Source organism: Povalibacter sp., from assembly GCF_036735925.1.
Lineage (GTDB): Bacteria > Pseudomonadota > Gammaproteobacteria > Steroidobacterales > Steroidobacteraceae > Steroidobacter.
Genome location: NZ_DAINNK010000031.1, coordinates 24989 through 39601, shown reverse-complemented (window position 1 = coordinate 39601; position 14613 = coordinate 24989). Strand labels below are relative to the sequence as shown.

Here is a 14613-nt window from a genome sequence, read left to right as displayed (position 1 = left end):
TCTTCGCGCAGTTCGGCGTCCTTGGCGGGGAAAGTCAGGTCGTGGCGGGGCATGGGGAGAAAGGCTGCTGGCCGACTGGTTGGCTGGTCTGCTGGCCAGACCGGAATGGGGCAATCGATGGGGCGCGCAGTCTACCAGCGCATGACGGGACTGCCGATGGCAGCAATCCACTCCGGCCAGCGGCCAGCAGACCAGTCAGCCAGCTGCTCGCGGCCCTACGCCACCCGCGCCGGAAACGTCTTCAGCAGCGACTGCTTGCAGCTGTTGCACGCCATCCGTTTCAGGGACGGCAGCGATTCCGACACGTCGAGATGCAGCGTCAGCTGCGCGTCCTCGACTTCCTCCCAGACGCCGATGCGGATCTGAATGCGATTGCACCACGCACAGTAGGGCAACGACAGGTCGTTGCGCGGGAATGCGGGATCGAGCAGCGCGAGTGCCGGGCGCGATTCGGTCCACACGCAGTGTGCGACGAGCTGCAGGCCGCGTTCGGGCAGCGGATGCAACTCGATGTCCCAGACGCGTCGCAGGCTCGGGGTGTCCGCGCGCATCGGAATGAAGATCGGCGCGCCGACGGCGCGGACGCGCTCGAAGAGGATTTCCCAGAGCTGACGCACCTGCGCCCCCTGAATGAAATCCCACAGCGGACGATCGATCGCCGCATCCAGGCATTGATCGCGCAGACTGTCGCAGCTCGTGGCATCCACCCACGCGCCGTTCACCGACGCGATGCGATCGCGCGCATCGATCGTGAGTTCAGGACGTTGGTCGGCTGACAGGATCATCGAAGGATTCCAGGCACTCGGCAGCTGCCGAAAGTTCTGCGGCATGATCGGCACCGGGTCGAACGCCAGCCATGAGGCCAGCCCTGATTGGCCGCGCATCCGCCAGCGCATTGAGCTTGTTACGATGCCTGTGCACACCCGGCATTCCCTGCACCCGCCGGCGGTAGCGACGGAGGTCACATTCCATGAGTCTGCTTGCCTACGCGGCCATCTTTCTTGCCGCCACCGTGATCGCCGTACCGCTGTGTCGCAGGTTGGGGCTCGGATCGGTGCTCGGCTACCTGCTCGCGGGAATCGTGCTGGGGCCGTGGGGTATGCGACTGATCCAGGACGGCGAGAACATCCTGCACTTCGCCGAGTTCGGCGTGGTGATGCTGCTGTTCGTCATCGGACTGGAGCTGCAGCCCACGCGCCTTCGGGCAATGCGCAAGGCCGTCTTCGGTCTCGGCCTGACGCAGGTGCTGGTCACTACCCTGATCTTCGGCGCCATCGGCTGGCTGTGCGGGCTCGCGCCCGATGCGGCGCTGGTCGTGGGATTCGCGCTGTCGCTGTCATCGACGCCGCTGGTTCTGCAACTGCTCGCGGAACGGCACGAACTCAACACCCAGCATGGGCGCGCCTCGTTCGGCGTGCTGCTGTTCCAGGACATCGCCGTCATGCCGATGCTGGCGGTGATGCCGCTGCTGGCCCACAGCCGCGTCGCGCAGTCGCTGCAGGACACGCTGCTCGCCACGGGCAAGGCCATCGCCGTGCTGCTGCTGTTCGTCTTCGGCGGCCGTTACCTGCTGCGCCCGGTCCTGCGCATCGTTGCGGAAACACGCTCGAAGGAAGCGTTCACCGCAGCCGCGCTGCTGGTGGTGATCGGCGTCAGCCTGCTGTTTCACGCCGTCGACCTGTCGATGGCGCTCGGCGCATTCGTCGCCGGCGTGCTGCTGGCAGAGAGCGAGTATCGCCACGAACTCGAAGCCGACATCGATCCCTTCAAGGGCCTGCTGCTCGGACTGTTCTTCGTCTCCGTCGGCATGACGGCGAATCTCGGCGCACTGCTGGATCATCCGCTGCGCATCGCCGGGCTGGTGCTGGCGCTGATCGGTCTCAAGTTCGCCCTGGCCTGGATCATCGGCCGCCTGAGCGGCCACAGCAGCGCGGAGTCGCGCGGCATGGCGTTCTCGCTCGCGCAGGCCGGCGAGTTCGGCTTCGTACTGTTCTCGCTGGGCGTCAGCGAGGGTCTCATCGATCAGTCGCTGGCCGATACGCTGGTGATCGTCGTCACCATCTCCATGATCGCCAGCCCCCTGTTGATGATGCTGCTCTCGGCCATCGAGCCGCGCATGCAGAAGACCGGTGTCCGCGACTTCGACCGCATCGAAAGCGACAACAGCCAGGTCATCGTCGCCGGCTTCGGCCGTTTCGGTCAGATCATCGGCCGCGTACTGCGCATGCGCCGCATCCGTTTCACCGCACTCGAATCCGACGTGGCGCAGGTGGACTTCGTGCGCCGCTTCGGCAACAAGGTCTATTACGGCGACGCATCGCGACGCGACGTGCTCGCCGCCGCCGGCGCCGCGCGCGCCGAAGTGCTGGTGCTCGCGATGGACGACATCGATCTGTCGGTGCGCACGGCCGAGATCGTCCGCAAGCACTTTCCCCACCTGAAACTGCTGGCGCGTGCCCGCAATCGCCAGCACGCGATCCGGCTGATGGACCTCGGCGTGCGCTACGTCGTTCGCGAGACGTACCTGTCGAGTCTCGACATGGCACGGCACGCGCTGGAAGCGCTGGGCATGCCGCACGCCGAAGCCGTCGAAAGCATCGAACGATTCGACAAACACGACCAGCGCGCCCTGCAACTGCAGCGCGACGCCCGCGACGACGAACAGAAACTCATCCAGTCGGCCCAGCAGGCCGCCCGCGAACTCGAACAGCTGTTCGAGCAGGACACGATGGGGGATACGCAGAAGCAGGCAGGAACGCAGTAGATGGGAACGCGGAGAAGAATGGCCGCAAAGAAGCGCAAAGGTCTCAAAGCAAGAGAGGAGGCCCTGCGTTGTCCTTTCTCATCATTTGAGATCTTTGCGCCTTTTTGCGGCCATTCTCTTTTGCTTATCCGACCGCCTGGATCGTCCGCGTATAGGCGCCATGCACCAGCGCCTCGATGGTCTTCTCGCTGCGGGGCGCGAGCAGCAGGCGGAGCATGGATTCGTCGGTGGGGCGTGCGGGATCGTCGATCAGGACCTGCTCCAGGAAACGCGTCAGGCGATGCTGGATTTCGTTGATGAAGCGCAGCTTGTTGGCGTCGATGTCCTGGTTGCCGCCGGGGCTGTAGAAGTTGCGCGCTTCCAGCGTCAGCTCGTACATGAAGCGCGAGAGAAAGCGCGCCTTGTCGATCGACGACAGATCGACGAAGTGGCGGATTTCCGAATCGATGTTCATGGCGAGCCTCCCTTGGCCGCGATGATCGGGGCGGCGGGGCAAGGAACGCAAGATGGGGCGAGGAACGGCGGCAGGACAGCGACGGACGGCTTTCGCTGTGGGGCCGGCTTTCCCGCGGGATTCCCTTCGGTCACAGCCGGCCTTCTTGGAGTCAGACCGAAGCCTGACCTACAGAAGAAGCCGGCTAAAGCCGGCCCCACAGGAAGAGGAAGAACCCCCTACGCCGGGAAGAAGTCGATCGGCTTCGTCGTCGTGATCGTCTCGACGTCGCGTGCCTCGAACCGGAACGACTTCACGCGGGCCACGAGCTTGCGCTCCAGATCCGGATCGTTCAGCTCGCTGGAAACGACGCGGCACTGCGTAATCTCGCCGCTCGACGCAATCGTCAGCTCCAGCACGACCTTGCCTTTCAGGTCCGGCTTGTCGCGCAGCGCGCGGCTGTAGAGCGCGTAGATCGCGCCCTTGTTGCGGTCGAAGATGAGTTCGATCTCTTCGCGGCTGCGGGCAGCCTTGGTGCTGCCGGCACCGCGCTTCACGCCATCATCGGCCTGCGCGGCGAGCGTCGACGAAGTGACCTGCGTGGTCGTGTGACCCGTGAGCGAACCGGCGCCGCTGCCATAGCCGCGGCTCAGCGCCGACGTGTTGATGCCGCCGCTGCTCTGCCCCACTTTCGAGGTGATCAGCGAACGTTCCGAGCTGGTCGTCTCGCCGACCTTGCCGGAGAGATTCTTGGTCATCGCGGCCTTGTCGAGCACCGAGTTGTCGCGCAGATCGGCGAGTTGGTCCTGCAGTTTCAGCAGGCCCGCGTTCTGGGCTTTCTGGCGCGCATCGGGTTTCGGCGGCTGCGGCTTGGGCTCGACCTTCTCGATCGGCTTCGGCGTTTCCTTCGGCTCGATCTTCGGCGGCGGCGGTGGCGGCGGCGGGATCTTCTTCTCGATCACCAGCTTCACCACGCGATCCGGCAGGTCGGGTGCCTTCGCCAGCTTCTTGTCAGGCGTCGGCATGAACGTGATCAGCAGCGCCAGCAACCCGAAGACGATGAACAGATTGCGGACGATGTTGCGGAAGCGCTTCTCGACCGCCTCGGTCGGCGACCAGGGCAGTTCGTAGAGACGATAAAACGGGGCGATGGCCGTGCTCATGTGCTGCGCCCCGTCAGTTGCGATTCGCCGCGCTCAACGACGCGGTGCGACTGGAATTGAGGCTCGTATTGAGCTCGCGCTCGACCACTGCCAGCGACACCTTGCCGTAATCGGCGTCGGTGCACGTCGCCATGACCTTGCGCAGCACTGCGTAAGGCGTGTGGCGATCGCCGAGAATGGTGACGGTGCGATCGGCGATGTCCTGTTTCGCAGCATCGGCGAGCACCGAGTCCGCCACCGACTGCAACGCCTGCTTGAGCGGCGCGATCACCGCATCCTGTGCGGCGACGATATCGGCGACCTTCGCGATGGCGCGTCCATCGACCAGCAGATCGTCCTTGGTGATCATCACGACGACGCTCGGCTCCGGCTTCTTGTCGGAGATCGATTCGGGAATCGAGATGTTCTTCGAGTTCGGCAACACATCGACATCCGAGGTGTGCACGAGCAGGAAGACCACCAGGATCATCAGCATGTCGATGAACGGCACCAGCGTCATGTGGCCGGCTGCTTCGGCACCGCCGCCGTGACTGCGCTTGCGATGGCGTTTGATGCGATAAGGGGTCATGTCGGCGCATCTCCAACGGAAACGTCAGGGAACAGCTCCGCCAGATCCCACTGCGAGCCCGGCACCTGGAACACGCGCACCGTGTCCATCACCTGCACGAGCGTGTCGTACTGGATGTCCTGCTCGAGCAGGATCGTGGCGTTGAGCGTGTCCGGGTACTTCGATTTCACGAGCTGCAGGTATTCCGACAGGCTTTTCAGATCGTACTTCTCGCCCGCGAGCGGGACGGTACGCAGCACGCCCGTGCCACGATCCGCGACTTCGATGGCGGCCTTGCGCACGATGACTTCCAGATTCAATCCCTTCGGCAGATCGGGGACGGCGCTGTCGGCGCCCGGCAGGTTCAGTTCCAGGACGTTCGTCTTGGTGAACACCGCCGTGAAGATCAGGAAGAACACCAGGATGATCATCATGTCGATCATCGGCACGACATTGATGTCATGTCGCCCGCGGTAGCGCGCGTGATTGCGCCGCACGCGCCCCGCGACTTTCGACTGCGCCATGGCCGTCTCCGTAGCGTCTTGCTTGGTCGATGCTTAACCGTGCGCCGCGCGGCCGCGCGGCGTCGGAACCGGCGCGTCATCCACTTCGGCATCGGTGCGACGTTCGACGACGGAATTCAGGAACTTGACGTTGGCGATCTCCAGGCTGTCGATCAGCTTGGTGGTCTTGGCTTCGAGGAACATGTGCGCGAGCAGCAGCGTGATGGCGACGAACAGACCGGAAGCGGTGTTGTTCATGGCGACCGAAATGCTGGCGGCAAGCAGATTGGCCTTCTCGGCCGGGTTCGCGGTGGCGATCGAGGCGAAGGCCGCGATCAGGCCGATGACCGTACCGAGCAGACCCGTGAGCATGCCGATGTTGGCGAGCGCCGAAAGATAGTGAGTGCGCTTTTCGAGCTTCGGAATGATTTCCAGCAGGCTCTCGTCCATCGCCTTCTCGACGTCATCGCGACGACGCGCGCTGGCGAGACGGGCGATGCCGTAGTTGAGCGCGGTGGCGAGCGCGGCGCTCGACTTCTGGGTGATCGAGATCACCTGGCGGAAGTTGCCCTGGCTGATCAGCGGCGCGACCTGCGACCACACGCGGCGATTCAGCGTCGTCTCCTTGGTCAGGTAGATGAATCGCTCGATGGCGATTGACACGCCGACCACGAAGATCGCGGCGAGCATGTACAGGAAGGGTCCGCCTTCCTTGAAGAAGGCCACCACGTAATCCAGGAAAGTCATCGCTTGATACTCCTCTGCCGTCCCGTGCCGCGCTGCCGGAGCGCGTGTGAAATTGAAATCTGCCAGTAACTCGAATTGCGTTCTGACTCGCACACCGTGGCGCAGCGCGCGCTGCATTGCGCGCCTGCAAGCGCTCCACCGGTGGAAACAGTCGTTCTGCGTGCTTTATCGCCTTAAGGTAAAACCGTGCGCTGCGACCTACTTCTCAGGACCCGCAGCGGGCGCAACGGATGCGGGATTCGCACTGTCCGCGCCCGACGACATTGCACCGTAGTACGTCACTTCCCGACGAAAAACGTCACGGTCGACGGGCGTCAGCGCCTCGTCGAGCAGCGTGTTGAAAGGCTGTGCCGGCAGGTCGCCGATATCGGCTTTCTTCCACGGCACGATGTAGAGAACCTTCGGCAGTTCGCGGTTGCCGGTCACGATGGTGGTGTCGAGATCGAGGCGGTCGCCGCGGCGGGTGGAGGCGCGCGGCTGCTGGCTGCTGGCGGCTGGCTGCTGGCCAGAGTTTCTGGCGCCCTCCTCCGCGACGCGGGGGAGGGCTGGGGTGGGGGCGCTTGCGTTGCTGCTGCTGTCGGCCTGCGGCTCAGGATCGGCTGCGAAGGCAGTCGATGTGGCCAGCAGGAACGACAGGGTCAGGATCTTCGGTACGTTCATCATTCCGCCTGCGCGCTGCGCTGCTGATTGCCGAGACGCGTCTTCAGTTCGGTGACCCAGCCGGCGACCTTCGCATCCGGCGATGCCGCCAGCGACAGGTAGCGCTCGTACGCTTCGAGCGCACGTTGCGGCTGCTGCAGATACAGATCGCACAGCACGCCGAGATTCAGATGCGCGAGTGCGTAGTTGGGATCGATCTGGATCGCGCGCTGGTAGGCCTCGTCGGCTTCCTTGAAGCTGCCGAGCTTGCGATGAACGATGCCGAGCTGGTTGTAGGCCGCGGCGCTGTTGGCGTTGCGGGCGATGGCGGCGTCGAGCGTCTTCTGCGCCTCCTCCAGCTTGCCTGCCTTGGTCTGCAGGATGGCGAGGTTCAGCAGCGGGCCGGCATACGTCGGATAGGTGTCGGCGAGCGTGCGGAAGGTCTGCTCGGCGCCCGCGAGGTTGCCGGAGCTCATCGCCGCGACGGCGCTGTCGAACTGTTGCTGGGCTTCGGGCGGGATGGGTGCTTCGACGGGTGCGGTCGCGCTTGCAGCGTCGGTTGCTTCGACCTTTGATGATTTCGCTGGCGAAGCGCTCTGCACTACGGGAGTTGCGGCGGAAGCTGCGGGCTTCTCCGGTGCCGAGCCGCACGCAGAGAGCAGCAATGCGAGCGCCCCCACCCCAACCCTCCCCCGCTGCGCGGAGGAGGGGGTCAGAAACTCTGGCCAGCAGCCAGCAGCCAGCAGCCAGCGGCCAGCCTCAGCGAATCGTCTGTACATACTCTTCACCGATCTCGGCCTTCGCGTAACGCGCCGGCTTGAGTTTCGCGAGCACATCGAAGCTGCGCTGCACCCATTCGTCGTAGACGCCGTCGCCCGTGCGGCTGGCGTTGGTCTCGTGCAGTTCGATCGCCTTTTCTTCGAACGGGAACGCCTGCTCTTCCAGCAGCACGTCGTACTGTTCGCGCGATTCGTCGTCGAGGCCCTTGGGACGCTCGGACGTCATGAGATCGGAGGCCAGCGTGCGATACAGCTCGGCCATGCCGTAGTTCGCTGCGGTGGTGACTTCAGCGACGCCGTAGTCGAGTGCCTGGCCGTAGGTCGTCAGCACTTTTTCCATGGCGCTGCGCTTGGCCTTGAGCGACTTGTCGAGCGGCACCACCAGCTTGATCGAGTTGTACATCGCGACCTGCGGCTCGGCGGTTTCCAGCGTCGCCTTCGCCGCGAGGTACTTGCTGCGATCGGTGCGCGCGCTGCCGGCCGACCTGTCGGCCACGATGATTTCGTTGATCCACTGTCCACGACCGCGTACGTCGTTCTGCGCCTTGGCCATGTCGGCAAGACGCTGGCGTGCGTTCTGTGCCGGATCGAGCGGTGCCGGAAACTGCTTGACGTAGTTCGCATAGACGCGCGCCGCATTCGGCTGCGAACCGCCTTTCTCATACAGCGTCGCCGCCTGCCACAGCGCTTCGCGCCGCACGTCCGCCGGCTCTTCGCCACGCGCAGCGATGCGCTCGAACTCGGCGGCGGACTCGCCGGCGCGACCGGTTTCCAGATACGCCACGGCGAGCGAGCGCGTGACTTCCGGCTGCAGTTCGTGATTCGGATATTTGCGACGGAAACCTTCCAGCACCTTCGAGGCGCGGTCCCACTGCTTGTCGCGCAGCAGGATGCCGGCGGCGTCGTATTCCGCATTGGCACTGACCTTGGCATTCGGCGCGAGCACAGCCACGCGCAGGAAGTCGTCGACCGCACCCGTCGCATCGCCCGCCTGCTGTTTCGCTTCGGCCTGCTTGTAGACCGAGGCCGCGATGCGTTCCTCGATCGCCGGACGATCCGGATCGCCCGCCGGCAGGAAGCCCCGCACGCGGATGTAGGCGAGTTCCGCCTCCTGGTAGCGGCCGCGATCGAACAGCGAATGCGCCAGCAGCGTCGATGCCGTGCGCTGATACTTCGGCTCGACCGGTGGCTTGCGTTCGAGGATCTGCTGCGACACTTCGATGACGCGATCGAAATCGTTCAGCGCGAACAGTTCTTCGTCGGCCTTGGTCAGCACGCGCGCCGATTCCGGATGCTCCGGGAAGCTCGTGGCGAACATGACCTGGCTTTCGATGCCCTGGCGGTGCCACAGCGCCTTCGATTCGCCCGTGATCGTCGCTTCGTGCTTCGTGTACGCGACCAGCGCCGCGTAACCGGCCGCGGCCGATTTCGGATGTGCGGGGTAGTCGTAGGCAGTGCGTTCGTATTCCTTCGCCGCCTCGGCAAAGCGCCCGGACTCGAACAGCACTTCACCCAGCAGGTAGCGCGTCGCCGGCGCTTCGGCATCCTGCGGGAACGAATCCAGCATGGCGCGATACCAGCGCGCGGCGACCGTGTAGTCCTCGACCTTCTTCGATTTCTGCGCCTGCGCGTGGTAGTACTCGGCCAGATCCTTCTGGTTGGCCTTCAACTGTGCGGCGACTTCCGGTGCGTCCTGCACCGTGCGATTCGCCCAGAACGCCGAACCGAAGGCATAGCGCTCGACGAACGACTGCTTGCCTTCCAGCACCAGCGACGCGAAGCCACCCTTCTGGTACGCCTCGATGGTGCGCATCTGCAACGACGGCGCAAACCGATCGTCGGGACGACGCTTGGCGAAGGCTTCGTAGGCCAGCGCCGCATCCTGGTAGCGCTCCTTCTCGATGTAGAGATTGCCGAGGCTCTCGTACAGCAAGTGCGCGTAGACCGGATCGCCGCGCTGCTTCAGGAACGCGTCCAGCGATGCCGGACCGTCCAGGTCGTAGAACGTGATGGCGATGGCGCGGAATGCGTCATCGGACAGCTCGCGCGACGGGCGATCGAGCGAATCGCGATCGCGCAGCTTGCCGTCGTCGATCATCACGCGGTCGATGAGCGTGAGGAACGAGCCGACGCTTTCCTCGCCGCGCGATTGCTTGAACAGCGACCAACCGTGTTTGTACAAGCCCTGATCGTAGTAGCCGCTGGCCGGACCGGCCGCCACCACCGCCGCATAAGCGCGCTCGGAGTCCTTGTAGCGCTGTGCGCTGAAGAGAATTTCGCCGCGACGGAACTGCGCCTCGGTGAGCCACTTGCTGTTCGGATACTGCGCGACCAGCTTGTCGAGCACGGCCAGCGATTTCTCGGGCTGGCCTTCCGACTCGTATGCGCGCGAGAGCTGGTACATGACCGCATCGCCGCGTTCGTACTTCGGATACTTCGCCAGCAGCGCCTCGTACAGCTTGATGGCTTCCTTGTTTTCGAGACCGCTGAAATCGTCTCCGCCGACGGCGCGCGCGGCTTCGTCGACTTCCACCTGCAGGTCACCGAGTCGACGCATCGCCTCGGCGCGCATCTTCTCGTTGTCCGATTGCAGGTCGAGGAACTTCTTGTACTGCTCGATGGCCTGCTGCGCCTGCACGTTGGTCGGCGGGTCCCTGTTGATCTCGATGGTGCGGTTCTCGAGATCCTTGATCGTGCCCGTCGGCTTCTTCTTGTCGGCCGCGCCGGCCACGGACACGCCCAGCGTCGCCGCTGCGAGCGTCGCGATCATCAGGATTCGCAGCGGGGTTGCGCGCGAGGTCATTGCCCGCCTCCCTTGCCGCCCGGTGCATCACCACCCGTACCACTCGCGGCACGGTCATAGATCGAGGCGAGCGCGAAGCGCGCCTGCAGCGAATACGCCGCGAGCCGCTCCTTCTGCGATTCGAGTTCCTTCACGGCGATCGACGCCAGGTACTGGTTCTGCGAGTGTGCCGCGGAATCGAGGCGCACCATCAGGCCGTCGATGCGCGGACGCAGGCCATCGACACGCTTCGCGAATTCCTCGGTGCGCGCCGGATACTCCTCGCGGGCGCGTTCGATCAGCACCCAGCGACGACGCGCCTCCTTGTAGGCGACGTCCAGCTCGCGCAGTTCCTTGCGGGCCTTCCACAGACGCGCCTTGTAGCTCGACGAGAAATCCCACATTAGCCGGCCGCGCAGCAGGCGCAGCTTTTCCTGCATTTCCTGCGCCATCGGATCGGAGGCGTCGGCGCGCGCCAGCACCTGTTCGATGTGTTGCACCTTCTGCCACTGTTCGAGTTCGCGACCGGTCGCGAGCCCCGGCGCATCGCCGTCGCGCTCGATGGCGGCGACGCGCGATTCCAGTTCGGTGCGGCGCGCATCCATGGCATCGAGATCGACGGAATCGAGTGTCTGCTGCAACGCCGGCAGCCGTTGATCGAACGCCTGGCGGCGGTTGTCGACCATGTTGTCGAAAGCCTCGACGCTGAGCTGCCAGGTGGCGAGGTTGCGCTGCATGAGCCGCAGGTCGCGATAGTTCTTGAGACCTTCCTGGAATTCGTTCGACGCCAGCAGGTGATAGAGGTAGCGGGTCTCGGGGGCGTCCGGCAGTTCCTGCAACTGCCAGTACCAGCCGGCCTTGTCCGCTTTGTCGTTCTCGGCAATGGCATCGAGCAGCCGGCCGCTGCGGATCGCTGCGATCGATTCGTCGATGCGCGTCGCTTCCTCGCTGAAGGCCGTGACCGCTAGCGTGTACTGCTCGACCGCCTGCTTGTTGGCTTCGAGCTGCGCGTAGGCATAGGGAATCGCCAGATACGATTCCTGCACGGCCGCGTCCAGCAGGTTGCGATCACGCAGTTCCATCCACGGCACCAGCGCCTTGGTGAACTGCTTTTCTGCAGAGTCGGCCCAGCCGACGCCGAGCAGCGCCTTGTTGGATTGCGGACCTTCGAGACGCACTCGCTGCAGCACCGTCTTGGCATTGGCCGGCTTGTCGGCCTTCAGCCAGGCGAAGCCGAGCGCGAGATTGGCCTTGTCGCGCAGTGCGGCAAGTTCGTCCGTCGGCGCCGCGATCTGGCCGACCTGGTCGAGCAGCTTCGCCGCGTCGTCGAGACGATCCTTGCGCACCAGCGCGACGCCGATGTTGAAGCGCGCATACGCCGACCACGCATCCGAGCCATCGCCCACCGGCTGCCAGCGCTCCAGCGCGGCGATCGCGTCGTCGTATCGATCCAGATACATCAGTACCTGGGCATGCAGCAGATGCCGTTCGGGTTCGAGTTCGCCCGGCAGCGCGCCATGGATCGAACTCAGCGCCTTTTCCGCCTGCGCGAGGTAGTTGCGCTGGTACCAGACCTTGGCGAGATAGAACCAGGCGCGGTTGCGGACATCGAGCGGCACGTTATCATTGAGCAGCGCCTGGAAAATGCGTCCGGCTTCTTCGTGCTGGCCGAGCGACAGATACAACCCGCCCTTCAGCAGTTCGGCTTCGACCGCGTGATTGCCGATGCGGTTGAAATCCTGCGAGGCGCCCAGGCGCGTGAGCGACTGCAGGTAGTCGCCCTGATAGAAATAGAACAGCACGTCGCCCCAGTGCAGATCCTTCACGACCTGGGGCGTGCCGATCAGGGGCTTCTGTTCGGGAGTTTTCTCGCGCGCACTCACCGCCGTCACGAGCGCCGCCGAGATGCTCATGGCGAGTACGACGTGTTTGACCAGGGCTCTCAGCATCGCGTGGGGAAATTCCGTGTCTGGCCCGTAGCCAGCAGCCAGTCGCCAGCGGCCATCATTCCCATTCCTTGACGACGAATTCCGGCTGCGCCTTGCTGGCGCGGTCGCTGATCTTGAGTTCGACGTACTTGGCGCCGACGCCCTTCGTCACCTGAATCGTCGCGCCGCGGCGATAGTCGCGTGCATGCGGTCCCTGGCCGGTGAACAGCGCGATCAGTTCATGATCGCCGGCCTTGAGATTGCCGAGATACACGCGATGCACGCCGCCCTTCAGCAGGGCCTGCGCTTCGCGCTCGGTGTAGAGATAGTTCGCGACTTCCTTGTTGTCGAGCTTCAGCGTCACCGAATCGACGGCGAAGAATTCGCCTACGTCCATGGACACGAACACCGCGACCTGGGTGTTGGCAGGAAACAGCAGCTCTTCCTCGAGCACGAAGAGTTCGCGATTCAGGTCCAGCACTTCCTTTTTCAGCGACTGGACTTCCTGATCGAGGCTCTTGAAATCGCCCGTGGCCGTTGCAGCCGCAACGGGCGCAGCGGCTTCCTGCGCAAGCGCAGCGAGAGCGAAGCAGGACAGCAGCAACACACTGGCGTAACGAAGCATGACGCGCACCTGGGCGAAGGCAGGAAGGAGAGACTGGGATGAACCGTGACGCATGAAGTAACCGCCGTCCTGCCTATTCATCGTTGAGAAGCTGACGCAACTGATCGGCGTAGCGCTTTTCGTAACCGGGCTTGAAGCCCTCGGAGACGTAGCGAACGACGCCTTCGCGATCCACCAGCACCGTAAACGGCATGGCACCGATCTGATAGGCGCGGCTGACATCCTTGCGCTCGTCGAACAGCACGGGATAAGAAACCTTGAGCGTTCTGGCCATTTCGGTGGCGCGCTCGGCGCTGTCGTCGATATTGACGCCCAGCACCGTCAACCCAGCCAGCTTGTATTTGGCGTAGAGATCGTCGAGGAGCGGCATTTCCTGGCGACAGGGTCCGCACCAGCTCGCCCAGAAATTGATGAGGACGACTTCGCCGAGATGCTCGGACAGTCGCAGGTTCTCGCCGCCCAGCGAGCGCAAGGCAAAATCCGGCGCCGGCTGATTCTCGATGCCGGCAGCCGACAGCGGCGCCGCAACGATCAGGACCGTGGCGACCAGCAGCGCACGCAGCGCAGCACGGGCACGCAGGACGCGGCCGGGTCGTGCGCTCGCGGACGGTCGTTCATCACGAGTCGGAATCTGATGCAGCATCGATTGGAGTCGCGCCCGGTCACGTCAGGAAAAAGTTGTAGCCCCGCAGACGCTGGACCGCCGGATCGAGAGGACGCCGCAGAAGAAGCGAGTGGAAGACAGGTTTTCCGGACATGGCCTCCGGAAACGCTGGCAACCCCGCTGTCGTAGGAATTCCCTTAGACCGGTGGCTTTGCGTCCCCACCTTTCGGTGAGTTTGCCCATGCGCTCGCAGCCCGCGAAATGTTCGCGGCTGCATTCATGAAAACGCGCAGTTAGGGTGCCAAACGGCCTGCAAATATGTCAACGAACGAAGTGTGATGTCTGCGGCGCAAATCTGCGACGACGTGTGACTCTCCGCACACTTCGCTTCGTTGTCTGTGTCTGCAGACAGCCCCTGCTGTCTGCAATTTCGCCCCTGAATCGACGCGATGCCGATTCAGAGCGGTACGCGCGGCGCGATGTACCCGCTGGTGGACGACGTCGCCTTCCACATTGCGATCGTTTCTGCGCTCGGTTCCTGCTGCGCGATCATTGCCGCCGGCGCGACGATCTCGTTCTTGCCCTGCGCGAAGATGACCGAGCCCGCCACGGCCGAGCCGAGACTGAGAAGCATCGCGGTGCCGATAACTGCAATTCTGGTCTTCATGATGAGGATCTCTCTTGAATCTGATTATTTTTTCGAAAATCAGGCGAGCTGGGCCTGCGGGCGCTTCACATTGACGACGCCGTCGGCCAGCTGCGGACGCGGCATGTGGATCACGCCATCAGCCAGCTGCATCTGCGGACGCGGCATGTGGATCACGCCATCGGCCAGCTGCATCTGCGGACGCTTCACATTGACCACGCCATCCGCCAGCTGCATCTGCGGACGCTTCACGTTGACCACGCCATCAGCCAGCTGCATCTGCGGACGCTTCACGTTGACCACGCCATCGGCCAGCTGCATCTGCGGACGCTTCACGTTGACTACGCCATCAGCCAGCTGCATCTGCGGACGCTTCACATTGACCACGCCATCCGCCAGCTGCATCTGCGGACGCTTCACGTTGACCACGCCATCAGCCAGCTGCATCTGCGG

The 14613-nt window shown here is 64.0% G+C and carries 14 protein-coding genes, 1 pseudogene and 1 riboswitch; of the genes and pseudogenes, 1 reads left to right on the top strand and 14 read right to left on the bottom strand.

Going from position 1 to position 14613, the window contains the following annotated elements; translation table 11 throughout:
• Positions 1 to 215: 215 nt before the first annotated feature.
• Positions 216 to 785, bottom strand: a complete 570-nt coding sequence (locus V7D81_RS11345) for a hypothetical protein (RefSeq protein WP_324316631.1) — start codon at positions 783 to 785, stop codon at positions 216 to 218.
• 185 nt (positions 786 to 970) lie between these two features.
• On the opposite strand from V7D81_RS11345, the gene V7D81_RS11340 reads away from it, so the two are divergent.
• Positions 971 to 2764 (top strand): monovalent cation:proton antiporter-2 (CPA2) family protein, encoded by a 1794-nt coding sequence (locus tag V7D81_RS11340; protein WP_324316630.1) that lies wholly within the window; start codon positions 971 to 973, stop codon positions 2762 to 2764.
• Positions 2765 to 2888: 124 nt separating this feature from the next.
• Here the strand turns inward: V7D81_RS11340 and V7D81_RS11335 are convergent, their stop codons facing one another.
• From V7D81_RS11335 to V7D81_RS11275, 13 genes and pseudogenes are all read right to left on the bottom strand, one after another.
• Positions 2889 to 3218, bottom strand: a complete 330-nt coding sequence (locus V7D81_RS11335; protein ID WP_324316629.1) for a hypothetical protein — start codon at positions 3216 to 3218, stop codon at positions 2889 to 2891.
• 218 nt (positions 3219 to 3436) lie between these two features.
• Positions 3437 to 4360 carry an AgmX/PglI C-terminal domain-containing protein gene (locus V7D81_RS11330; protein WP_324316628.1) on the bottom strand — a complete coding sequence of 308 codons (924 nt, stop codon included), beginning with the start codon at positions 4358 to 4360 and terminating at the stop codon, positions 3437 to 3439.
• Positions 4361 to 4373: 13 nt separating this feature from the next.
• Positions 4374 to 4928, bottom strand: a complete 555-nt coding sequence (locus V7D81_RS11325; RefSeq protein WP_324316627.1) for an ExbD/TolR family protein — start codon at positions 4926 to 4928, stop codon at positions 4374 to 4376.
• Positions 4925 to 5431, bottom strand: a complete 507-nt coding sequence (locus V7D81_RS11320; protein ID WP_324316626.1) for an ExbD/TolR family protein — start codon at positions 5429 to 5431, stop codon at positions 4925 to 4927. The genes V7D81_RS11325 and V7D81_RS11320 overlap by 4 nt, the downstream gene beginning before the upstream one ends.
• 33 nt (positions 5432 to 5464) lie before the next feature.
• Positions 5465 to 6157, bottom strand: a complete 693-nt coding sequence (locus V7D81_RS11315) for a MotA/TolQ/ExbB proton channel family protein (protein ID WP_324316625.1) — start codon at positions 6155 to 6157, stop codon at positions 5465 to 5467.
• A 198-nt stretch (positions 6158 to 6355) separates the two neighbouring features.
• Entirely contained in the window at positions 6356 to 6817 is a 462-nt protein-coding gene (locus tag V7D81_RS11310) for a hypothetical protein (protein ID WP_324316624.1), read from the bottom strand.
• Complete coding sequence (locus V7D81_RS11305) at positions 6817 to 7398, bottom strand: tetratricopeptide repeat protein (RefSeq protein WP_324316623.1); 582 nt, start codon at positions 7396 to 7398, stop codon at positions 6817 to 6819. Before V7D81_RS11305 ends, V7D81_RS11310 begins: the two co-directional genes overlap by 1 nt.
• A 157-nt stretch (positions 7399 to 7555) precedes the next feature.
• A complete protein-coding gene (locus V7D81_RS11300; RefSeq protein WP_324316622.1) occupies positions 7556 to 10378 on the bottom strand; it encodes a tetratricopeptide repeat protein in 2823 nt (940 codons plus the stop codon).
• Positions 10375 to 12306, bottom strand: coding sequence for a tetratricopeptide repeat protein (locus V7D81_RS11295; RefSeq protein WP_324316621.1), 1932 nt, complete (start codon positions 12304 to 12306; stop codon positions 10375 to 10377). Before V7D81_RS11295 ends, V7D81_RS11300 begins: the two co-directional genes overlap by 4 nt.
• A gap of 55 nt (positions 12307 to 12361) precedes the next feature.
• Entirely contained in the window at positions 12362 to 12991 is a 630-nt protein-coding gene (locus V7D81_RS11290; RefSeq protein ID WP_324316620.1) for a hypothetical protein, read from the bottom strand.
• Entirely contained in the window at positions 12984 to 13553 is a 570-nt protein-coding gene (locus V7D81_RS11285) for a TlpA family protein disulfide reductase (protein ID WP_324316619.1), read from the bottom strand. Before V7D81_RS11285 ends, V7D81_RS11290 begins: the two co-directional genes overlap by 8 nt.
• Before the next feature lie 128 nt (positions 13554 to 13681).
• Positions 13682 to 13764, bottom strand: a riboswitch (cyclic di-GMP riboswitch).
• 207 nt (positions 13765 to 13971) lie between these two features.
• Entirely contained in the window at positions 13972 to 14181 is a 210-nt protein-coding gene (locus V7D81_RS11280; RefSeq protein WP_324316618.1) for a hypothetical protein, read from the bottom strand.
• A 39-nt stretch (positions 14182 to 14220) separates the two neighbouring features.
• A pseudogene (locus V7D81_RS11275) lies at positions 14221 to 14613 on the bottom strand (hypothetical protein); the annotation flags it as partial.